The sequence below is a fragment of the Streptomyces sp. HUAS MS02 genome (genome assembly GCF_055702265.1).
The window spans coordinates 6,532,736-6,553,663 of the sequence record NZ_CM146747.1 but is presented as its reverse complement, the minus strand read 5'-3'; the positions used below and the strand labels follow the sequence as shown (position 1 = coordinate 6,553,663).

The 20,928-nt window shown below is 69.7% G+C and carries 15 protein-coding genes; 1 reads left to right on the top strand and 14 read right to left on the bottom strand.

Annotated elements, in window-relative coordinates; translation table 11 throughout:
- Window positions 1-87: 87 nt before the first annotated feature.
- The 3 genes from ACZ9QC_RS28230 to ACZ9QC_RS28220 all read right to left on the bottom strand — a co-directional run bounded on the left by ACZ9QC_RS28230 (window position 88) and on the right by ACZ9QC_RS28220 (window position 3,297).
- The gene (locus ACZ9QC_RS28230; RefSeq protein ID WP_472915679.1) at window positions 88-909 is read right to left on the bottom strand and encodes a TIGR03936 family radical SAM-associated protein; all 822 of its coding nucleotides are present in this window, start codon (window positions 907-909) and stop codon (window positions 88-90) included.
- 48 nt (window positions 910-957) lie between these two features.
- On the bottom strand, window positions 958-2,043 hold the full coding sequence (locus tag ACZ9QC_RS28225; protein ID WP_472915678.1) for a hypothetical protein: 1,086 nt from the start codon (window positions 2,041-2,043) through the stop codon (window positions 958-960).
- Window positions 2,044-2,130: 87 nt separating this feature from the next.
- Window positions 2,131-3,297, bottom strand: coding sequence for a glycosyltransferase (locus tag ACZ9QC_RS28220; protein ID WP_472915677.1), 1,167 nt, complete (start codon window positions 3,295-3,297; stop codon window positions 2,131-2,133).
- Window positions 3,298-3,535: 238 nt separating this feature from the next.
- Between ACZ9QC_RS28220 and ACZ9QC_RS28215 the strand changes: the two genes are divergently transcribed.
- Window positions 3,536-4,939 (top strand): collagen-like protein, encoded by a 1,404-nt coding sequence (locus ACZ9QC_RS28215; RefSeq protein ID WP_472915676.1) that lies wholly within the window; start codon window positions 3,536-3,538, stop codon window positions 4,937-4,939.
- Window positions 4,940-5,016: 77 nt separating this feature from the next.
- Here the strand turns inward: ACZ9QC_RS28215 and ACZ9QC_RS28210 are convergent, their stop codons facing one another.
- The 11 genes from ACZ9QC_RS28210 to ACZ9QC_RS28160 form a co-directional block, all read right to left on the bottom strand.
- The gene (locus ACZ9QC_RS28210; protein WP_472915675.1) at window positions 5,017-6,981 is read right to left on the bottom strand and encodes a TIGR03960 family B12-binding radical SAM protein; all 1,965 of its coding nucleotides are present in this window, start codon (window positions 6,979-6,981) and stop codon (window positions 5,017-5,019) included.
- Window positions 6,982-7,097: 116 nt separating this feature from the next.
- Window positions 7,098-8,645 carry a CYTH and CHAD domain-containing protein gene (locus ACZ9QC_RS28205; RefSeq protein ID WP_472915674.1) on the bottom strand — a complete coding sequence of 516 codons (1,548 nt, stop codon included), beginning with the start codon at window positions 8,643-8,645 and terminating at the stop codon, window positions 7,098-7,100.
- A gap of 89 nt (window positions 8,646-8,734) precedes the next feature.
- Complete coding sequence (gene rodA, locus ACZ9QC_RS28200) at window positions 8,735-9,931, bottom strand: rod shape-determining protein RodA (RefSeq protein WP_472915673.1); 1,197 nt, start codon at window positions 9,929-9,931, stop codon at window positions 8,735-8,737.
- Window positions 9,928-12,291, bottom strand: a complete 2,364-nt coding sequence (gene mrdA, locus ACZ9QC_RS28195; RefSeq protein WP_472915672.1) for a penicillin-binding protein 2 — start codon at window positions 12,289-12,291, stop codon at window positions 9,928-9,930. The genes rodA and mrdA overlap by 4 nt, the downstream gene beginning before the upstream one ends.
- Window positions 12,292-12,396: 105 nt before the next feature.
- Window positions 12,397-13,068 carry a rod shape-determining protein MreD gene (mreD, locus tag ACZ9QC_RS28190; RefSeq protein ID WP_230211721.1) on the bottom strand — a complete coding sequence of 224 codons (672 nt, stop codon included), beginning with the start codon at window positions 13,066-13,068 and terminating at the stop codon, window positions 12,397-12,399.
- 28 nt (window positions 13,069-13,096) lie between these two features.
- The gene (gene mreC / locus ACZ9QC_RS28185) at window positions 13,097-14,050 is read right to left on the bottom strand and encodes a rod shape-determining protein MreC (protein WP_472915671.1); all 954 of its coding nucleotides are present in this window, start codon (window positions 14,048-14,050) and stop codon (window positions 13,097-13,099) included.
- Window positions 14,051-14,223: 173 nt separating this feature from the next.
- On the bottom strand, window positions 14,224-15,243 hold the full coding sequence (locus tag ACZ9QC_RS28180; protein WP_005479350.1) for a rod shape-determining protein: 1,020 nt from the start codon (window positions 15,241-15,243) through the stop codon (window positions 14,224-14,226).
- 473 nt (window positions 15,244-15,716) lie between these two features.
- On the bottom strand, window positions 15,717-16,130 hold the full coding sequence (ndk, locus tag ACZ9QC_RS28175) for a nucleoside-diphosphate kinase (protein WP_184894113.1): 414 nt from the start codon (window positions 16,128-16,130) through the stop codon (window positions 15,717-15,719).
- A 76-nt stretch (window positions 16,131-16,206) separates the two neighbouring features.
- Entirely contained in the window at window positions 16,207-16,572 is a 366-nt protein-coding gene (locus ACZ9QC_RS28170) for a DUF4233 domain-containing protein (protein WP_472915670.1), read from the bottom strand.
- A 10-nt stretch (window positions 16,573-16,582) separates the two neighbouring features.
- Window positions 16,583-18,067, bottom strand: coding sequence for a bifunctional tetrahydrofolate synthase/dihydrofolate synthase (gene folC / locus ACZ9QC_RS28165; RefSeq protein ID WP_472921833.1), 1,485 nt, complete (start codon window positions 18,065-18,067; stop codon window positions 16,583-16,585).
- 215 nt (window positions 18,068-18,282) lie between these two features.
- Window positions 18,283-20,907, bottom strand: coding sequence for a valine--tRNA ligase (locus tag ACZ9QC_RS28160; RefSeq protein ID WP_472915669.1), 2,625 nt, complete (start codon window positions 20,905-20,907; stop codon window positions 18,283-18,285).
- Window positions 20,908-20,928: the final 21 nt, after the last annotated feature.

Below are 20,928 nucleotides of genomic sequence, written 5' to 3'. Positions count from 1 at the left end.
GCGTACGGCCTGGCGAAAGTCTTGTGGTCGGTGCGCTGCCCGACCCAGGTGGCTCCCGGATCAGAGGGCGGCGCTACGACGTCCGTCCTACGCGGGGCCTACCGGCGCCGACGCCTTCGCGGCGGCAGCGGGTTCGGCCGTTGAGGGGGCCGGCGCTGCCTCGCGGTCGGGCGCGAGCGGGTCGGTCACCGTGCCGGTCTCATCATCGAAAAGCCCCTGCGCCAGCCTGGTCACCGCTGCGGGGACCGGCGGCGCCAGGTCGGCCACGGCGCGGAGACCGGACAGGACGTCGTCGGGTCGTACGGCAGGCGTCACGTGCCGAACAACCAGCCGCAGTATCGCACAGGGCTGGTCCGTCGGCCCAGCAAGGGGCGCGGCGCCGACCGCTCCGGCGCTTCCGTCACGTTCGTCATGGCCGTCACGGCTGTCGAGGTCGACGACGGCGGCACGGGCGTCGAAGGTCCGTACGCCGTTCTTGGTCCTGCGCTGGACCTCGACGAGGTCCGCCGCCTTGAAGGCCTCGACCGCGCGCGCGGCGTCCTCGGGGTCCACGCCGTCCAGGCGCAGCTCCCATTCGGAGGCCGTGAGCCGGTCGGCGAGCCCTGAGGTGCGGGCCTCGACCGCGTCGACGATGTCGAGGCCGGTGGGCAGCGACTCGTCGAGCAGGATCCTGAGCTTCTCCGGATCACGCGCCTCGGTGAGCGCGATCTCCAGATACTCCGCCTCACTGCCCGTGCCGGTGGGTGCGGCATTGGCGTACGACACCTTCGGATGCGGCGTGAACCCCGCCGAGTACGCCATCGGCACCTCGGCACGGCGCAGCGCACGCTCGAAGGCGCGCTGGAAGTCACGGTGGCTGGTGAACCGGAGGCGGCCGCGCTTGGTGTAGCGCAGTCGGATGCGCTGCACCGCGGGTGCGGGCGGCGGGCCTTCGGGCTGTCGCTTGCCCAGTGTCGTTCAGTCCTTCGTGAGAGCGGTCGTACTGCTACCAAGAGTACGTGCCTCGGCGGCCCTCGGTTCCCGCCTGTGGACGGGCTTCGGTTCCGTCGGCTGTCCGAAGAGGGCCGAGCGCACGCTCGCGCGGGCCTGGCGGACGGTCTCGCGGGCGGTGGTCAGGGCCTGCCGGGTGGTGCGGCCCACGGCGCGGCCGGCCGCCGTGACCGGCTTCCACACCGCGTCCCGCACGAAGTGACCGGCCGGCGTGAGGACGGTCCGGTACACCCACCGAGTCGGCTCGACCAGGAGCCACCGGAACAGGTTCGCCAGGAACCGCCCGACGGCGAGCGAGATCCACCCGGCCACCCGCCACGCGTGCCCGAGGGCCTCCCCGATCTCCCGGCCGACGACGGCGAGGAACCGTCCGACGGGCGCGAGCACCCAGCGCCACACGGCGAGCGCGGGCAGCACCAGCAGCACACGAAGCGTCCAGTACACGCCGAGCCAGAGCCCGGTGAAGATCATCCGTACGAGCCACACTGCCCCCATGGCCACCCACGCGATCGCGTGCCCCACGGGCGTCAGCACGTACCGGTACAGCCACCCGGCCGGCACGACGAGGAGGTGGACGACCAGCCAGGCGATGCCCTGCCCGACCGGCACCACGGTCCACCGGTACAGCCACAGGAGCCCGGCCAGGACGCCTCGGGCGGCCCAGCCGCACCCGGCCCGGACACCGGCCGCCAGCCAGGCGATCGCGTGCCCCAGGGGCGTCAGGACGTGCCGGTACGTCCACACCGCCGGTACGACCAGCAGCCGGTACCCCAGCCATCCCAGCCCCTGGGCGAGCGGCACGACGACGTACCGCCACAGCGCCACACAGGGCCACACGAGGACGACCCGGCCGAGCCACAGCGCCGCACGGCCCGCAGGTCGCAGCACGGTGTCCGTCAACAGCCGCCCGCCCGCCACCAGCGCGTCCCACACCATGCGCACGGGCACGACCAGCACGAGCACCACGATCCGCACCGGAATCCGGATCGCGACGACGAGACACCCCTCGGGCGCCGGCTGTGCCTGCTGGGCGGGCCTTTTCTCCAGGTCCATGACTACATAGACGCCTCAGCGTGTCGTCCGGATCCAGCCGTCACCGACGAGTTCCACCGCTCCGGACCAGGTGGCCGCCCGCGCCCGCTACCGCTTGCGCCCGGAGGCCCTCGCGGACTTCGCAGCCGACTTGCCGGCCCGGGCAGCCTTGGGACGGCGCACCACCGCCGACAGGTCCGAGGTGACAGCGTGCGGCGCGGAGAACTCCCGGTTGATCTCGACCTGGCGGCGGACGCGTTCGGGCAGGTCCCGCATGGCCAGCAGACGGTCGCACGCCCCGAGCGCGGCGGCGTGGTCGCCCACCCAGTGGGCGGTGATGGAGAACTCGAACAGCAGGCCCCAGCGGTAGACCCAGGGCTTGGTGAAGAGCAGGTCGTCCGGCGCGGGCCGGTCGACGACGTCGACGAGAAGGGCGTGCGCGGTGTGGTGGCGCCGCCGGAGCCGGAGGCGGGAGGCCAGCTCGTAGCAGGCTTCGAGCCGGGTGGGGCGTGACTCCCAGGCGCGGGAGAACGTGTCCATGGCTCCCGGCCAGTCCCCTTCCTCGTCCGCCCGGAGGATTCCCGCCTCCAGGAGCGAGCAGTAGACCTCCTCGCCCCAGCCGCCCATCGCCGCGCGTCGCTCGTACAGGTCGATCGCCTCCCGGGCGTGGCCGAGGTCACGTTCGGTGTTGGCCAGGTAGAAGACGGTGCGGGGGTTGGTGGGATCGCGTTCCAGTTCACGTCTGAGCAGACCCGCGTCGCGTTCGAACTTGTCGCTGCGGCAGCCGCCGTCCGCGTGGTCCTCGATGACGAGGGCGTCCAGGTTCTCCTGGACATCGGGCCCGTCGGTGCACGGGTACTCGTGGGTGACCCCTTCGTAGCGCCAGAGCCGGTCCCCGCGCATCAGGTGCTTGAAGCGGTGCTGGGTGCCCGGGGTGTCGTAGCGCAGCATGTACGAGGTCGCCGTGAGCCGGCGCAGCGGCGCGTCCTGCCGCAGTACGTGGTCGGCGTCGACGGTGAGCAGGAAGTCGGCCTTTCCCCGGGCGTGTTGGATGTTCCGCGTCCGGTTGTGGCCGAAGTCGACCCAGGGCTCCTCGCACAGCTCGCCCGGGATGCCGTCCAGCGCCGCGCGGATCAGGTCCTGAGTGCCGTCCGTGGAGCCGGTGTCGGTGATGACCCAGGTGTCGATCAGCGGCCGGACGGAGGCGAGGCAGCGCTCGATCACCCGCGCCTCGTTCTTGACGATCATGCAGAGGCAGATGGTCTGCGGCTTCACGGCTCACCGGTCCAGGGATGTGGGAACGCCGCCCGACGGCCGCGTGACGTATCACCTCATATCTCACAAATGCCTGTCACCGACGCCGAATTAGCCCACCCGTGAGACCTGTTTAGGCTGATTTGATGATCTCCATCCTCGTCCGGTCCCGCTCGCTGGTCGAGTCGGTTGACAGGGGCGAGGCTCACGATCGAGTGCGGGGAAAAGCCCCGAACCGGTCGAAACAAGGAGCACATAGATGAGTCCTGAGCGCAGGACGATCTCGCTGATAGGCCCGCTGGCACGCCACAGGATCACCAAGGTCAGCACGTATGCCTCGCTCGCACTGGCGGTGACCGCCGGACTGGCCGGCCCCGCCACGGCGGCGACGCTGAGCGTGTCCGACCACTCCACCGTGACGAGGGGCGGCAACGACGAGTGCCCGCCCGCCGACGATCACGGTGATCAGCACCACACCGACGACGGACAACATCAGGACCAGTACGACGGATCGTCGCCCGACTGGTACGACGATCAGGACCAGAACCGCACGGCGGCACTCGGTGGCAACGACGACCACTGCGAGGTGGGCCCCGCCGGCCCGACCGGACCCCAGGGCCCGACCGGCCCCAGGGGCGACACCGGTCCCCAGGGGGAGGTCGGCCCGGAGGGCCCCCAAGGTGACACCGGCGAGACGGGCCCCACCGGTCCGACCGGAGCCACCGGAGCCACTGGCGCGACCGGCGCGGACGGTCCCGCCGGACTCACTGGCGCGACGGGCCCCACCGGCCCCACCGGAGCGGACGGCTCCGTCGGGCCCGAGGGCCCCACCGGACCCACCGGACCCACCGGACCCACCGGACCCACCGGACCCACCGGAGCGAACGGGCTGACGGGAGCCACCGGTGCCACGGGCGCCACGGGGCCCGCCGGCCCCTGCGCCGACATCGACGCGGTACAGGACTCCAAGAAGCGCGAGTTCCGGGTCGTACTGAGCGACGGACGGGTCTTCGCGGGCATCCGCGACCTCCAGGGCGAGGTCGCCCACCCGTTCCTGTGGACCGACCTCACCACCCACCCCAACTTCCCGGCGGGCGGCCGTGATTCGCAGGACCGCTACGTCGGCTTCGCCTGCGGTGTCTCCGTCAACACGAGCGGCCACGGCGGGCACGGGCACGGGCAGAAGGAAACCGGCAAGGACACGGGCAAGGAGCACGGCCAGAGCCAGGGGCACGCCCAGCAGACCGGCCAGAGCCAGGGCCACAGCAGCCAGAACACGGGGCAGAGCCACGGCCAGGGCACGAGCAGCGGACACACCCAGCAGACCGGGCAGAGCCACAGCCAGAGCACGAGCAGCGGTCACACCCAGGACACCGGCAAGGACCATGGCGGCAGCTCCGGCACGGACCACGGCGAGGACAAGGGCCAGCCCAAGGGTGACCAGGCCGGCACCTCGAAGGGGCTCGTCAAGTTCAACGTCGTCACCACCGTGGGCCAGATCTGGGAGACCACCTGCGTGCCGGTGGACACGCGGCCCCACGCCACCCTGAACTGCGACGACGAACAGGGCAACCCGCGGCCGTGGTACCGGGTCGAACTCCAGCCGGCGAACAACATCGTCAACGGCGGCTCGACCGTCACGCCCCGCGTGACCGGCCGGTAGTACGTGAGAAGGGGTGCCCGGAGACCGGCCGAACGGCCCTCCGGACACCCCTCTACGACCTGCCGATCGCGGCCGGGTCAGTGACCGTGACTGTGACTCTGCGGCGCACTCCCCACCGGCTGCTTGACCGACAACGGCAGCAGCTTCTTGCCCGTCGGGCCGATCTGGATGTGGGTGTCCATCTGCGGGCACACGCCGCAGTCGAAGCACGGTGTCCAGCGGCAGTCCTCGACCTCGGTCTCGTCGAGGGCGTCCTGCCAGTCCTCCCAGAGCCAGTCCTTGTCGAGGCCGGAGTCCAGGTGGTCCCAGGGCAGGACCTCCTCGTAGGTGCGCTCGCGGGTCGTGTACCAGTCGACGTCGAGGCCGAAGTCCGCGAGGGCCTTGTCCGCGCAGCTCATCCAGCGGTCGTAGGAGAAGTGCTCGCGCCAGCCGTCGAAGCGGCCGCCGTCCTCGTAGACCGCGCGGATGACGGCGCCGATGCGGCGGTCGCCGCGCGACAGCAGGCCCTCGACGATGCCCGGCTTGCCGTCGTGGTAGCGGAAGCCGATGGAACGGCCGTACTTCTTGTCGCCGCGGATCTTGTCGCGGAGTTTTTCGAGCCGGGCGTCGGTCTCCTCGGCGGAGAGCTGCGGCGCCCACTGGAACGGCGTGTGCGGCTTCGGGACGAAGCCGCCGATCGACACCGTGCAGCGGATGTCGTTCGAGCCGGAGACCTCGCGGCCCTTTTGGATGACACGGGTCGCCATGTCGGCGATCTGGAGGACGTCCTCGTCGGTCTCCGTGGGCAAGCCGCACATGAAGTACAGCTTCACCTGGCGCCAGCCGTTGCCGTACGCCGTGGAGACCGTGCGGATCAGGTCCTCCTCCGAGACCATCTTGTTGATGACCTTGCGCATGCGCTCGGAGCCGCCCTCGGGGGCGAAGGTGAGGCCGGAGCGACGGCCGTTGCGCGTCAGTTCGTTCGCCAGGTCCACGTTGAAGGCGTCGACGCGGGTCGAGGGGAGGGACAGGCCGATCTTGTCCTCCTCGTACCGGTCCGCGAGGCCCTTGGCGATGTCACCGATCTCGCTGTGGTCGGCGGAGGAGAGGGAGAGCAGGCCGACCTCCTCGAAGCCGGTCGCCTTGAGGCCCTTCTCGACCATCTCGCCGATGCCCGTGATGGAACGCTCGCGGACCGGGCGGGTGATCATGCCCGCCTGGCAGAAGCGGCAGCCGCGGGTGCAGCCGCGGAAGATCTCCACCGACATCCGCTCGTGCACCGTCTCGGCGAGCGGGACGAGGGGCTGCTTGGGGTAGGGCCACTCGTCCAGGTCCATGACGGTGTGCTTGGACACCCGCCACGGCACGCCCGACCTGTTCGGCACGACGCGGCCGATACGGCCGTCCGCGAGGTACTCGACGTCGTAGAACGCGGGGATGTACACCGAGCCCGTCTTCGCGAGGCGGAAGAGGACCTCCTCGCGGCCGCCGGGCCTGCCCTCCGCCTTCCAGGCGCGGATGATCTCGGTCATGTCCAGCACGGCCTGCTCGCCGTCGCCGATGATCGCCGCGTCGATGAAGTCGGCGATCGGCTCCGGGTTGAAGGCCGCGTGGCCGCCGGCCAGCACGATCGGGTCGTCGAGCGTGCGGTCCTTGGACTCCAGGGGGATCCCGGCGAGGTCCAGGGCGGTCAGCATGTTGGTGTAGCCCAGCTCCGTGGAGAAGGACAGACCGAACACGTCGAACGCCTTCACCGGGCGGTGGCTGTCGACGGTGAACTGCGGGACGCCGTGCTCCCGCATCAGCGCCTCCAGGTCCGGCCACACGCTGTACGTGCGCTCGGCGAGCACGCCCTCGCGCTCGTTCAGCACCTCGTAGAGGATCATGACGCCCTGGTTGGGCAGACCGACCTCGTACGCGTCCGGGTACATGAGCGCCCAGCGGACGTCCGCGGACTCCCAGGGCTTGACGGTGGAGTTGAGCTCACCGCCGACGTACTGGATCGGCTTCTGCACATGCGGGAGCAGGGCCTCTAGCTGTGGGAAGACCGACTCGACAGACATCGCGGGGGTTACCTTCGTGAGCTGACAGGGGTGACCATCTAGCGTAACGCCCCCAGGGACACCCCTCGCACGCCCGTTTAACGGCGGGGCTCTACGGCAGGGCTTGACGGCGCAGCTCAGAAGGGCATGTCCGCGCTGATCCTCTTCCACTCCCCGGGCAGCTCCGCCTCCGCCAGCTCCGCCCGGCGCTCCTCCCTGCCGTACAGCAGCCCGTACGTGAAGGCGCTCTCCCCCGGTGCCGCGTGGGCCTGGTGGGCGAGGTCGAGCAGGGCCCTGCGGGCCATCACGCTGTCCTGGTGGTCGCCGAGGAGGGTCTGCAGGGACTTCATGTCCTTGACGAGCGCCTTGGCCGGTTTCCCCAGGAGGGGACGTGCCGCCTCGGCCGCGTACCGGGTGCGCTTGGTCTTCTTGCGGGCCTCGTGCATGGCGATGTCCCGGTCGGCGCCGGGCGGCTGGGCCAGGGCCTCCTCGACGAGGGCCGCCACCTTGCCGAAGTCCTTCTCGACCGCCTTGGTGATCACCTTCTCGGGGTCACCGTGGGCGGCCTTGAGCAGCGGCGGGTCCGCGATCACGGCGTCGAGGGACTCCAGCAGCTCCAGATAGCGCGGTCCGTCCAGGGCCTCGATCAGTTCGGTCCGGGGGCCGGTACCGCCGTCCTTCCGCGACCAGGCCCGCAGCCGTGCGTGGACCGGGCCCGTCACCAGGCTCTCGGGGAGGCCGTCCAGCGCCTCGGTGAGCCGCTCCGTCAGGACCTCCTGGTCACGGTCGACACCCAGCTCCCCTGCGAGCCACTTCAGCTCCTCGCCGATCGGGTCCGTGATCGTCCGGTCCAGGACCTTCCCGAACGACTTGAAGGTGCTGCGCAGCCGGCGCGTGGCGACCCGCATGCTGTGGACGGAGTCGAAGACGTCCCGGCGGACGGCGGGGTCCAGCTCGACGATCGCGTCCCGCTGGGCCCGGACGTAGGCGAGAACGTGATCACCGGGCGTGACCGGCTCACCGGGCCCCTGATCCTCCGCCCGCCGCTGGGCCTTCCCCTTGCCCTTCTCGCCCTTCTTCCCCTTCGCCGGTGCCGTCTCCTGGAGGGCTCTGGCGAGCTTGGACGGCGAGTCCGACGGCCGTACGCCCGCCTTGCGCAGCTTCTTCTCCACCTTGTCGAGGAACGCGGGGTCGCCGTCGTCGGCGAGTTCGACCTCGATCTCGGACCACTGTGCGGTCCGGCCCTTCTCGGTGAGCCGCTCGGCGACCACGGCGTCCACGCTGGCCTCGGCGAGGAGCCTGCCGTCGGCGTCGAGCAGCTCGCTGACGGCGCGGGTGGAGAGGAGGCGGACCAGCGGGACCAGCTCCACCGCCCGGACCCGGGAGCGGACCAGCCCGGCGAGCTCGTCGGGCAGCGTGTCGGACAGCGGAGCCCGGATCTCGTCGCGTACGCCCGAGGAGACGGGGAACTTCAGATGCCAGCCCGCGTCACTGCCGCCCGTACGGCGACGCAGGGTGATGGAGGCGGCGGCGAGGCGTTCGTCCGGGGTGTCGTAGTAGACGGCGTCCAGCTCCGCCACACCCTTGTCTATGACGGTCGCGACCCCCGCCACACCGGTGAGGTCCGGCAGGCCGCTCTCGTCGGACTCGTACTTCCGCTCGATCTCCCGCTTCGTGTCCGCCATGAAATGAATCTAGTCGCATATTCGGCGAAGGGGCAGACCATCGCTCCCATGGAGGGAGCGGAGGTCTGCCCCTGAGGAGGGCCGGGCCCCTACGCCGACATCGGGCGCTGCACTCTGATGGACTGCAGCAACCCCACCGCCACCCACACCGCGAACATCGACGAACCGCCGTACGACACGAACGGCAGCGGCAGGCCCGCCACCGGCATGATGCCGAGGGTCATGCCGATGTTCTCGAAGGACTGGAAGGCGAACCAGGCGATGATGCCGCCGGCGACGATCGTGCCGTACAGCTCGGTGGTCTCGCGGGCGATCCGGCAGGCCCGCCACAGGACGACACCGAGCAGCACGATGATCAGCCCGGCGCCCACGAAGCCGAGCTCCTCCCCCGCCACCGTGAACACGAAGTCGGTCTGCTGCTCGGGCACGAACTGTCCCGTGGTCTGGGAGCCCTTGAACAGCCCGGTGCCGAGCAGCCCGCCGGATCCGATGGCGATCCGGGCCTGGTTGGTGTTGTAACCCACGCCGGCCGGGTCGAGTTCGGGGTTGGCGAAGGCCGCGAAGCGGTTGATCTGATACTCGTCGAGCACCCCGAGCTGCCAGACGGCGATCGCGCCCACCGCGCCCGTGCCGATGAGGCCGAGGACCCACCGGTTGGAGGCGCCGGAGGTGAGCAGGACGCCGAGCACGATGACCACCATGACCATGACCGAGCCGAGGTCGGGCATGAGCAGCACGATCAGTATGGGGACGGCGGCGAGCCCGAGGGCCTGGACGACCGTGCGGTGGTCGGGGTGGGGTTTGTCGCCCGCGTCCACCCGGGCCGCCAGCAGCATCGCCATCCCCAGGATGATCGTGACCTTCACGAACTCGGAGGGCTGGAGCGAGAAGCCGCCGCCGATGACGATCCATGCGTGCGCGCCGTTGATGGTCGCGCCCATCGGGGTGAGCACCAGCAGGATCAGCAGCACCGAGATGCCGTACAGGATGGGCACGGCCGTGCGCAGGGTGCGGTGGCCGAGCCAGACCGTGCCGATCATCAGGGCGAAGCCGATGCCGGTGTTGAGCAGGTGCCGGAGCAGGAAGTAGTACGGGTCGCCCTGGTTGAGCTCGGTGCGGTTACGGGTCGCCGAGTAGACGAGGGCCGCGCCGATCAGGGAGAGCGCGATGGCCGAGAACAGTATCGGCCAGTCGAGCCGGCGGGCGAGCGAGTCGCGGGCGAAGAGCCGGGTCCAGCCGGTGCGTTCGGGCCCGTACCCGGAGACGGAGAAGCTGTTGCCGGTCATCCGGACCTCCTCCGTCCCCGAACACCACGACTGCCGCTGTCACTGCCGATACCGCAACTGCCGCTGGCGCAACGGCCTCCGCCGCCGCCCCTGCGCCGTCGACCTCGATCGTCGCGTCGGCGGGCGGCGCGGTTGGTGCCGCCGCCGCGCGTGTCGAGGATCGCCGCCGGGACGTCGAAGGAGACCGGTCGGGCGCCGGGCCCCGCGGCGACCGTCTGGGTGCCGTCCTCGGCGGCCTCCTTCTTGGACTTCTTCGGCGGGTAGGACTCCAGCTTCGGGGAGTCGATCGAGCCGTCGGACTCGATCTTCGGCAGGCCCTTCTGCGGGGTGGGCAGCAGTGCCTTCTTCCTGTCGATCTTTCCGTCCTCGGAGACGCCGTAGAGCGCGTTGTAGAGCTTGCGCACGGCGGGTGCCGAGGCGCCGGAGCCCGTACCACCCTGGGAGATCGTCATGACGATCGAGTAGTCCTTGGTGTACGTGGTGAACCAGGAGGTCGTCTGCTTGCCGTAGACCTCGGCCGTACCCGTCTTGGCGTGGATCGGGATCTCGTCCTGCGGCCAGCCCTGGAAGCGCCAGGCTGCCGTACCTCGGGTCGCGACTCCCGCGAGGGCTTCGTCTATCTCGTCGCGGGTCTTCTTCGTCATCGGCAGTTTGCCGTGCGACTTGGGTGCGATCTCCTGCACGTTCTTGCCGTCGGCGCTGATGATCGCCTTGCCGACGGTGGGGTCGTAGAGGGTGCCGCCGTTGGAGATGGCCGCGTAGATGGTGGCCATCTGGATGGGGGTGACGAGGGTGTCACCCTGGCCGATGGAGTAGTTGACGGAGTCACCGGCACGCAGGCGGTTGCCTTCGAGGCAGTTCTCGTACGCGATCTGCTCGGCGTACGAGCCGCCCTTCTTGCCGTACTTGCACCAGGCGTCCTTGTTGTCCTCCCAGTACTTCTGCTTCCACTGGCGGTCCGGGATGCGGCCGGTGACCTCGTTCGGCAGGTCGATGCCGGTCTCGGCGCCGAGGCCGAACTGGTGGGCGGTCTTGTAGAACCAGTCGTTGGCGCCCTTCTTGGGCTTGATGCCTCCGTCGCGCTTCCACTCCTCGTGGGAGAGGCGGTAGAAGACGGTGTCGCAGGAGACCTCCAGCGCCTTGCCGAGGCTGATCGCGCCATGGCTCTGGGACTCGAAGTTCTTGAAGACCTGGCCGCCGATCGAGTACGAGCTGGAGCATTGGTAGGGGCCGTTGAAGGAGTAGCCGGCGTTCACCGCGGCGGCCGTCGGGATCACCTTGAAGACGGAGCCGGGGGCCGACTGGCCCTGGATGGCGCGGTTCAGCAGCGGGTAGTTGGACTTCTTGCCGGTGAGCTTGGCGTAGTCCTTGGCGGAGATGCCGCCGACCCATGCGTTGGGGTCGTAGTCCGGGTTGGAGGCCATGGCGACCACACGGCCGGTCTTGGCCTCCATCACGACGACCGCGCCGGAGTCCGCCTTGTAGTTGGTCCCGGTGTTGCGGTCGTTCTGCTTGCGGGCTTCCTTCATCGCCTCGTTGAGTTCGTACTCGGCGATGCGCTGGACGCGGGCGTCGATGCTGGTGACGAGGTTGGCGCCGGGCTGGGCGGGGTCCGCCTCGGCCTCGCCGATGACCCGGCCGAGGTTGTCGACCTCGTACCGGGTGACGCCGGCCTTGCCGCGCAGCTCCTTGTCGTACTGGCGCTCCAGGCCGGAGCGGCCGACCTGGTCGGAGCGCAGATACGGCGAGTCGGTGTCCTGGGCCTTGGTGATCTCCTCGTCGGTGACCGGGGAGAGGTACCCGAGGACCTGGGAGGTCTTGGAGCCGCCAGGGCTGGCGTAGCGGCGGACGGCCTGGGGTTCGGCGGTGATGCCGGGGAAGTCCTCGGAGCGCTCGCGGATCTGCAGGGCCTGCTTGGCGGTGGCCTCGTCGGTGATGGGGATCGGCTGGTAGGGCGAGCCGTTCCAGCAGGGCTGGGGGGTCTCCGAGTCGCAGAGGCGGACCTTGTCCATGACGTCCTTGGGCTTCATGTCCAGGACGCCTGCGAGCTTGGTGAGGACGGCCTTGCCGTCGTCGTCCATCTTGAGCAGGTCGGTGCGGGAGGCGGAGACGACGAGGCGGGTCTCGTTGTCCGCGATCGGCACTCCGCGCGCGTCCAGGATCGAGCCGCGTACGGCGGGCTGGACGACCTGCTGGACGTGGTTGCCGGAGGCTTCCTTGGCGTAGGCGTCGCCCTCGCGGATCTGGAGGTACCAGAGGCGGCCGCCGAGGGTGCCGAGGAGGGAGAAGACGAGGATCTGGATGATGACGAGCCGGATCTGGACCCGTGGGGTCCGCCCGGTCTCCGGGATGTTGGTCACTGCCTGTCTCCCCCTCTCAGTGCGTGTGCGGGTGGTGCGCGTGGTGCCGGTACATGGGGTACACCGCTCGGCGGTGATCGGTTCCGCTGTCCGATTGCCGTGCCGTCACAGCCGCTTGACCCCCTTGATGCGTCCCGCCCTGGCCATCCGTGAGCGCGCGGCCTTGATGCGGAGTCCGCCGCGCTGGTTGCCGATGCGCAGGCCGGTGCCGGAGGAGAGCCAGCCGGAGGCGACGTCGGTCGCCTTGGCGGCGCTGCCGGTCTCGGCGAGCGGGTCGTTCTCGGCGCGCCGGGCGAGCGCGATGACGCCGGGGACGACGAAGGGCGCGAGCAGCAGGTCGTAGAGCGCGGCGGTGAACAGCAGGCTGGGCAGGCCGACGTGGCGGGCGGCGTCGTCGCCGACGAGGGCGCCGACACCGGCGTACAGGAGGGTGGAGCCGAGGGCGGCGACGACGACCACGACCATCGGTCCGGTCGCCGACTTCAGTCGGCCCGTCTCGGGCTTCGCCAGTCCCGCGAGGTAGCCGATGACGCACAGGACCAGGGCGTACCGCCCGGCCGCGTGGTCGGCGGGCGGCGCGAGGTCGGACAGCAGCCCGGCGCCGAAGCCGATCAGGGCGCCGCCGACATGGCCGTAGACCAGGGCGAGGCCGAGCACGGTGAGGAGCACCAGGTCCGGTACGGCGCCCGGGAGATGGAGTCTGGCGAGGACGCTCACCTGGATCACCAGGGCGACGATCACCAGGGTGGTGGAGAGCAGCATCCGGTTGAAGCGCATCAGGGGGTCAGCTCCTACTGTCCTACGTCTACTGCTCTTGCGACTGTCCGTCGGCGCCGGCGCCCGGTTCGTCCGCGCCCGGTGTGACCGTGACCGTCACGGTGGGCGTGGGGGTGGCCTTCGGCTTGGCCGGCAGGACGGTGTCGCGGGGGTCCTTGCGGGGTGGCTGGACGACGACGCCGACGATGTCCAACCGGGTGAAGGCCACGAACGGCTTGACGTAGATCGTGCGGGTGAGGTCGCCGCCGGAGGGGTCGACGCGGGAGACGACACCGACCGGGACGCCCGGGACGAACGGCTTGTCGGCCTGGGAGCCGAAGGTGACGAGACGGTCGCCCTCCTTCACCTTGGCCTTGCCGTTGAGCAGTTCGACGCGCAGCGGCCGGTCGCCCTGGCCGGAGGCGAAGCCGAGTTCGTCGGTGGCCTCCATCCGGGTGCCGACGGTGAAGTCGGGGTCGTTGGCGAGGAGGACGGTCGCGGTGTTCGGCCCGACGGTGGTGACGCGGCCGACCAGCCCGTTGCCGTTGAGGACGGTCATGTCGCGGGTGATGCCGTCCTCGGTGCCGATGTCGATGGTGACGGTCCAGGAGAAGCCCTGGGCCGCTCCTATGGCGATGACCTCGGCGCCCTTGATGCCGTACCGGCCGTTCGCGGCGGTCTTCAGCATCTTGTCGAGCTGTTCGACCCTGCTGCTGTTGCGGTCGTCGCTGCCGAGGGCCGCCTTCAGTTCGGCGTTCTCCTTCTCCAGCGCGGCGAGGCGGTCGTGGCGGGAGCCGGAGTCACGGACGGCGCTTATGGCGTTGCCGATGGGGTCGACGGCGGTCGACACACCGTCCTCGATCGGGCCGAAGACGGTGGCGGCGGCACGTCGGGCACCGTCGACCGGTGAGTCCTTCCCGCCGCGGATGTCCACCGTGATCAGCGCGAACGCGACGGCGATCAGCAGCACCAGGAGCAGCCGGCTCTCTCGTGTGTCCCTCACGTGCGGCGGCCGTGCCTTCCTCATAGGAATTCAACAGGAATGGGGGAATTCGGGTAGCCCCTGGGAATCCCGGCACGGGAACGACAGGGGCGCTTTGTGGAGCTTATGCCTCAATATCAACGATCCGCCGCACGAGAGGAGAACGTCCCGTACGGCGGAATCGAAGGGTGAAGTCATCTGCGGGGCTGGGCGTCGAGCACCTGCTGCAACGCCTCGAACTCCTCGACACACTTGCCGGAGCCGAGCGCCACGCTGTCGAGCGGGTCCTCGGCGATATGGATCGGCATTCCGGTCTCCCGGCGCAGCCGTTCGTCGAGACCGCGCAGCAGGGCGCCGCCGCCGGTGAGGACGATGCCCCGGTCCATGATGTCGCCGGAGAGTTCCGGGGGGCACTTGTCGAGGGTCGTCTTGACGGCATCGACGATGGCGTTGACGGGTTCCTCGATCGCCTTCCGCACTTCCCCGGCGGAGATGACGACGGTCTTGGGCAGCCCGGACACCAGGTCCCGGCCGCGGATTTCGGTGTGCTCGTCAGCGTCGAGGTCGTACGCCGAACCGATCGTGATCTTGATCTGTTCGGCCGTCCGCTCACCGAGGAGGAGTGAGTACTCCTTCTTGATGTGCTGGATGATCGCGTTGTCCAACTCGTCGCCCGCGACGCGGATGGACTGGGCGGTGACGATGCCGCCGAGGGAGATGACCGCGACCTCCGTGGTGCCGCCGCCGATGTCCACCACCATGTTGCCCGTGGCCTCGTGGACCGGCAGGCCGGAGCCGATGGCCGCGGCCATGGGCTCCTCGATGATGTGCACCTGACGGGCGCCTGCCTGGGAGGACGCCTCGATGACGGCGCGACGCTCGACACCGGTGATGCCGGACGGCACGCAGACGACGACCCGAGGACGGGCGAGATACCGCCGCTTGTGGATCTTCAGGATGAAGTAGCGGAGCATCCGCTCGGTGATCTCGAAGTCGGCGATGACACCGTCCTTCAGCGGACGTACGGCAACGATGTTGCCGGGGGTCCGCCCGATCATCTTCTTCGCCTCCGCGCCGACCGCGAGAATGCCACCGGTGTTGGTGTTGATCGCGACGACGGACGGCTCGTTCAGTACGATCCCGCGACCCCTGACGTACACCAGCGTGTTGGCGGTCCCGAGGTCGACAGCCATGTCACGGCCGATGAACGACATTGAGTTCCCCATCAGGATTCGTGTGGCCTTCCCAAGCGGAGCACTGACGGCTTTTGAGGGCTTTTCAGGGCTTTTTCGGGTCGGCGAAGTGGGTGCTGTGACGTGAAGGCTTACATCGTAGTCTCGCCCGCACGAACACTGCGCGAGGGTCTTCGCCATTGTGGGCATGCGATGCGCCGCCTCGCCTGTGGAGACGGTCCATCGGGGGTGTGCGTTCCCCCGATCGCCGCGCATATGCCGTTGTACGGCCCAATTCTAGGCGGGGTTGGCTGGTCAGCCGGGGTGTAGGCCGTGTGGGTGGTGGCCGGGTGTGGTGGAAGTGTCCCGGGGGTTCCGGAGGCTTTCCCGGTCTGCCAGGGGTCGTTCGGGTCTGCCAGAGGTGGTGGCCGGAGTCCAGCCGTGGTTGTCGGAGTCCAGCGGTGTTCGCGCGGCGGGGGCGAGCGACTCGCCGGCCCCCGCCGTCGCGAACGCTACTACGCGCGCCCGGGGAAGAAGATCTTGACCTCGCGCTCGGCCGACTCCTCGGAGTCCGACGCGTGGATGAGGTTCTCGCGCACGATCACGCCGTAGTCACCGCGGATGGAGCCGGGCGCGGCGGCGATCGGGTCGGTCGGTCCGGCCAGCGCGCGGACACCCTCGATGACCCGCTCGCCCTCGACGATCAGGGCGACGACCGGACCGGAGGCCATGAACGCGACGAGCGGCTCGTAGAACGGCTTGCCCTTGTGCTCGCCGTAGTGCTGCTCCAGCGTCTCCTGGTCCAGGGTCCGCAGCTCCAGCGCGGTGATCTGCCAGCCGGCCTTGCGCTCGATACGGCTGATGATCTCGCCGGTCAGGCCCCGCCGGACGGCGTCGGGCTTGAGCAGGACGAGGGTGCGCTGGCTCACTGTGGTGACTCCTTCGTTTCACGCGGGTGCGGAGCTCAGAGGCTACAGGGCGCGCCCGGCACCCTGTTACGCAGCGTCAGGACGCACCGGAGGACGCACCGGCCCCGGTGGATGCCTGCGCGGCGAACCGGGCCTTGGCCTCGTCGATCTTCCGTCCGTAGTGGATCGAGGCCCACCACAGGGCGGCGAAGACCGCGCCCAGGAAGAACATCGTCGGAACGAAGAACCCGGAGAGGATCAGCGCGATCTGGAGCGCCCAGCCGAGCTGGATCCCACCGGGCCTGGTGACCAGACCGCACAGCAGGACGCAGAGGAACATGGCGATGCCGCTGACCGTCCAGACCGTGGTCATGGCCAGATCCGGGTCCTTCATGGCGACGAGCCCGGCGAAGCCGATGACGAAGAACTCGCCGATCAGCGTCGAAGCACAGAGAGTACGCATGTCGTGGAACTCAGCCCTTCCCCAGCAGCAGCCGGGCCTCACCGACGGTGATGACAGAACCGGTGACGAGGACGCCACCGCCCGCGAACTCGCCCTCCTCCTCGGCGAGCGTGATCGCCGCCTCCAGGGCGTCGGGCAGCCGGGGCTCGACCTGCACCCGCTCCTCGCCGAACACCTCCACCGCGATACCGGCCAGTTCGTCGGCGTCCATCGCCCGGTGGCTGGAGTTCTGCGTGATCACGACCTCGGCGAAGATCGGTTCGAAGGCCTCCAGGACACCCCGCACGTTCTTGTCGCCGCTCGCGCCGACCACACCGATCAGCCGGCTGAAGTCGAACGCCTCACCGACGGCCTCGGCCGTGGCCCGGGCGCCCGCCGGGTTGTGCGCGGCGTCCAGCACGACGGTCGGGGACCGCCGTACGACCTCCAGCCGACCCGGCGAGGAGACGGTCGCGAAGGCCTTGCGGACCGTGTCGAGGTCGAGCGGCTCGGGCCGCTGCGAGCCGACGCCGAAGAACGCCTCCACGGCGGCGAGCGCGACGGCCGCGTTGTGCGCCTGGTACGGGCCGTGCAGCGGGAGGTAGACCTCGGGGTACTCGCCGCCCAGGCCGCGCAGGGTCAGCATCTGTCCGCCGACGGCGACCTGACGGGAGACGACACCGAACTCCAGACCCTCGCGGGCCACGGTCGCGTCGACCTCCACGGCCTTCTTCAGCAGCACCTGCGCCGCGTCGACCGGCTGCTGCGCCAGGATCACCGTCGCGTCCTGCTTGACGATCCCGGACTTCTCGGCGGCGATCTCGGCGGGCGTCGTCCCCAGCCGGTCGGTGTGGTCGAGGTCGATGGGGGTGACGACGGCGACGTCCCCGTCGATGACGTTGGTGGCGTCCCAGGTGCCGCCCATGCCGACCTCGACGACCGCCACGTCCACGGGCGCGTCGGCGAAGGCGGCGTACGCCATCCCCGTGAGCACCTCGAAGAAGGAGAGCCGGTACTCCTGGGCCGCGTCCACCATCTCGATGTACGGCTTGATGTCCTCGTACGTCTCGATGAACCGCTCGGCGGAGATGGGGGCGCCGTCGAGGCTGATGCGCTCGGTGATCGACTGGACGTGCGGGGAGGTGTACCGGCCGGTGCGCAGTTCGAAGGCGCCGAGGAGGGCCTCGATCATGCGGGCGGTGGAGGTCTTGCCGTTGGTGCCGGTGATGTGGAGGGAGGGGTACGAGCGCTGGGGCTCGCCCAGGACGTCCATCAGCGCGGCGATCCTCTTGACCGAGGGCTCCAGCTTGGTCTCGCCCCAGCGGGTCGCGAGGTCGGCCTCGACGTCGCGCAGGGCCTTGTCGAGGGCCGGGTCGGCGGGCCTGGCCGGCACGTCGGCCTGCGGTGCGCCGCCCTGGGCACGCAGGGTTCGGCTGCCGGCCTCGATCACCGCGAGGTCCGGATCCCGGTCGGTCTCCGCGGCGATGATCTCCTCGAACGGGTCGGTCGGGTCGATCGGGTCGGGCTGCTGGTCACTGCGTTCGCTCACGGGGCCCAGTCTACGGACCGGGCGCCTGAGAACTCGGGGGTACCCGCGGTAGGGCGGCTGCGGGTGGTATGTGGCTGGTCGCGCAGTTCCCCGCGCCCCTGGAAAGGCTGCGCCCTTCCCCCGCCCAGCAGAAGGCCCCGGTGCTTGAGAAGCACCGGGGCCTTCGCATGGCCTACGAAGGGCTATGCCTTCGGCAGTCGGTCCAGTTGTGCGGTGATGCGGGCGATGTCCTCGTCCGCCTTGGCGAGGCGCCCCCGGATCTTGTCGACGACCTGGTCCGGCGCCTTCGCGAGGAACGCCTCGTTGCCGAGCTTGGCCGTGGCCTGGGCCTTCTCCTTCTCCGCGACCGCGAGGTCCTTCGCGAGGCGCTTGCGCTCGGCGGCGACGTCGATGACACCGGAGAGGTCGAGGGCGACCTCGGCACCCGCCACCGGCAGAGTCGCGGTGGCGGCGAAGCCCTCGCCCTCCGGCTGGAGCCGCAGCAGCTGACGGATCGCGGCCTCGTGCGGGGCCAGGACCGTACCGTCGAGGGTCAGCCGGGCCGGGACGCGCTGGCCGGGCTGGAGGCCCTGGTCGGCGCGGAACCGGCGGACCTCGGTGACGACCTGCTGGACCAGCTCGATCTCGCGCTCGGCGGCCTCGTCACGGAACCCGCTGTCCTTGGGCCAGTCGGCGATGACGAGGGACTCTCCGCCGGTCAGCGTCGTCCACAAGGTGTCCGTGACGAACGGGACGACCGGGTGGAGCAGGCGCAGGGTGACGTCGAGGACCTCGCCCAGGACCCGCTTGCTGACCTCGGCCGGCTCGCCGCCCGCCTGGAACGTCGTCTTGGACAGCTCCACGTACCAGTCGAAGACCTCGTCCCACGCGAAGTGGAACAGGGCGTCGCTGAGCTTGGCGAACTGGAAGTCCTCGTAGTAGGCGTCGACCTGCTCGACCGTCTCGTTGAGGCGGGCCAGGATCCAGCGGTCGGTCGCCGACATGCGGGACGGGTCCGGCAGGGGGCCCTCGACCGTCGCGCCGTTCATCAGCGCGAAGCGCGTCGCGTTCCAGATCTTGTTGGCGAAGTTGCGGGAGGCCTGGACCCAGTCCTCGCCGATCGGGACGTCGGTGCCCGGGTTGGCGCCGCGCGCGAGGGTGAAGCGGAGCGCGTCGGAGCCGTACTTGTCCATCCAGTCGAGCGGGTCGACGACGTTGCCGAAGGACTTCGACATCTTCTTGCCGCGCTCGTCGCGGACCAGGCCGGTCAGGGCGATGGTCTTGAACGGGACCTCTCCGTCCATCGCGTACAGGCCGAACATCATCATCCGGGCGACCCAGAAGAAGATGATGTCGTGGCCGGTGAGCAGGACGTCGGTGGAGTAGAACTTCCGCAGGTCCTCGGTCTGTTCGGGCCAGCCGAGCGTGGAGAACGGCCACAGGCCGGAGGAGAACCAGGTGTCGAGGACATCGGTGTCCTGGGTCCAGCCCTCGCCGGTGGGCGGCTGCTCGTCGGGGCCGACGCAGACCGTCTCGCCGTTCGGGCCGTACCAGACGGGGATGCGGTGGCCCCACCAGAGCTGGCGCGAGATGCACCAGTCGAACATGTTGTCCACCCAGTCGAAGTAGCGCTTCGACATGTCCTCGGGATGGATCTTGACCCGGCCGTCCCGGACCGCGTCGCCTGCGGCCTTGGCCAGGGGCGCGACCTTGACCCACCACTGCATCGACAGTCGCGGCTCGACGGTCGTCCTGCAGCGGGAGCAGTGGCCGACGGAGTGGGTGTACGGGCGCTTCTCCGCGACGATCCGGCCCTGCGAGCGCAGCGCGCCGACGACGGCGTCACGGGCCTCGAAACGGTCCTGGCCGAGGAAGGGGCCGTGGACGGTGATGACGCCGTGCTCGTCCATGATCGTCATGGACGGCAGGTCGTGGCGCTGGCCGATCGCGAAGTCGTTCGGGTCGTGGGCCGGCGTCACCTTGACGGCGCCCGTGCCGAACTCCGGGTCGACGTGGGTGTCGGCGACGACCGGGATGGAGCGGTCGGTCAGCGGCAGCTTGATCAGCTTGCCGATGAGGTGCTTGTACCGCTCGTCGTCCGGGTGGACGGCGACGGCGGTGTCACCGAGCATCGTCTCCGCGCGGGTGGTGGCGACGACGACGCTGTCCTCGCCCTCGCCGTACCGGATGGAGACCAGCTCGCCGGCGTCCTCCTGGTGCTCGACCTCGATGTCGGAGATGGCCGTCAGACAGCGCGGGCACCAGTTGATGATGCGCTCGGCGCGGTAGATCAGCTCGTCGTCATAGAGGCGCTTGAAGATGGTCTGGACGGCCTTGGACAGGCCCTCGTCCATCGTGAACCGCTCACGGTCCCAGTCGACCCCGTCACCGAGCCGGCGCATCTGGCCGAGGATCTTGCCGCCGTACTCCTCCTTCCACTGCCAGACGCGCTCGACGAACTCCTCGCGCCCCAAGTCGTGGCGGGACTTGCCCTCTTCGGCGAGCTGCTGCTCGACCTTGTTCTGCGTGGCGATGCCGGCGTGGTCCATGCCGGGGAGCCAGAGGGACTCGTACCCCTGCATGCGCTTACGGCGCGTCAGGGCGTCCATGAGGGTGTGCTGGAAGGCGTGCCCGAGGTGCAGGCTGCCGGTGACGTTCGGCGGGGGGATGACGATGGTGTACGCGGGCTTGTCGCTCTTGGCGTCGGCCGCGAAGTAACCACGCTCTACCCAGCGCTCGTACAGCGTCCCCTCTACATCGGCCGGCGCGTACTGGGTCGGCAGATCGGTGGCGGGCGCTGGAGGCTGCTGCTGAGCGTTCTCGGTCACCCGGTCAGTTTAGGGGTGTCA

Excerpts from the sequence above, each read along its gene's own strand:
- ACZ9QC_RS28225 (WP_472915678.1), bottom strand. The coding sequence starts at position 2,043 with ATGGACCTGGAGAAAAGGCCCGCCCAGCAGGCACAGCCGGCGCCCGAG.
- ACZ9QC_RS28215 (WP_472915676.1), top strand. The coding sequence starts at position 3,536 with ATGAGTCCTGAGCGCAGGACGATCTCGCTGATAGGCCCGCTGGCACGC.
- ACZ9QC_RS28210 (WP_472915675.1), bottom strand. The coding sequence starts at position 6,981 with ATGTCTGTCGAGTCGGTCTTCCCACAGCTAGAGGCCCTGCTCCCGCAT.
- ACZ9QC_RS28205 (WP_472915674.1), bottom strand. The coding sequence starts at position 8,645 with ATGGCGGACACGAAGCGGGAGATCGAGCGGAAGTACGAGTCCGACGAG.
- rodA (WP_472915673.1), bottom strand. The coding sequence starts at position 9,931 with ATGACCGGCAACAGCTTCTCCGTCTCCGGGTACGGGCCCGAACGCACC.
- mreD (WP_230211721.1), bottom strand. The coding sequence starts at position 13,068 with ATGCGCTTCAACCGGATGCTGCTCTCCACCACCCTGGTGATCGTCGCC.
- ACZ9QC_RS28180 (WP_005479350.1), bottom strand. The coding sequence starts at position 15,243 with ATGTCGTTCATCGGCCGTGACATGGCTGTCGACCTCGGGACCGCCAAC.
- ACZ9QC_RS28170 (WP_472915670.1), bottom strand. The coding sequence starts at position 16,572 with ATGCGTACTCTCTGTGCTTCGACGCTGATCGGCGAGTTCTTCGTCATC.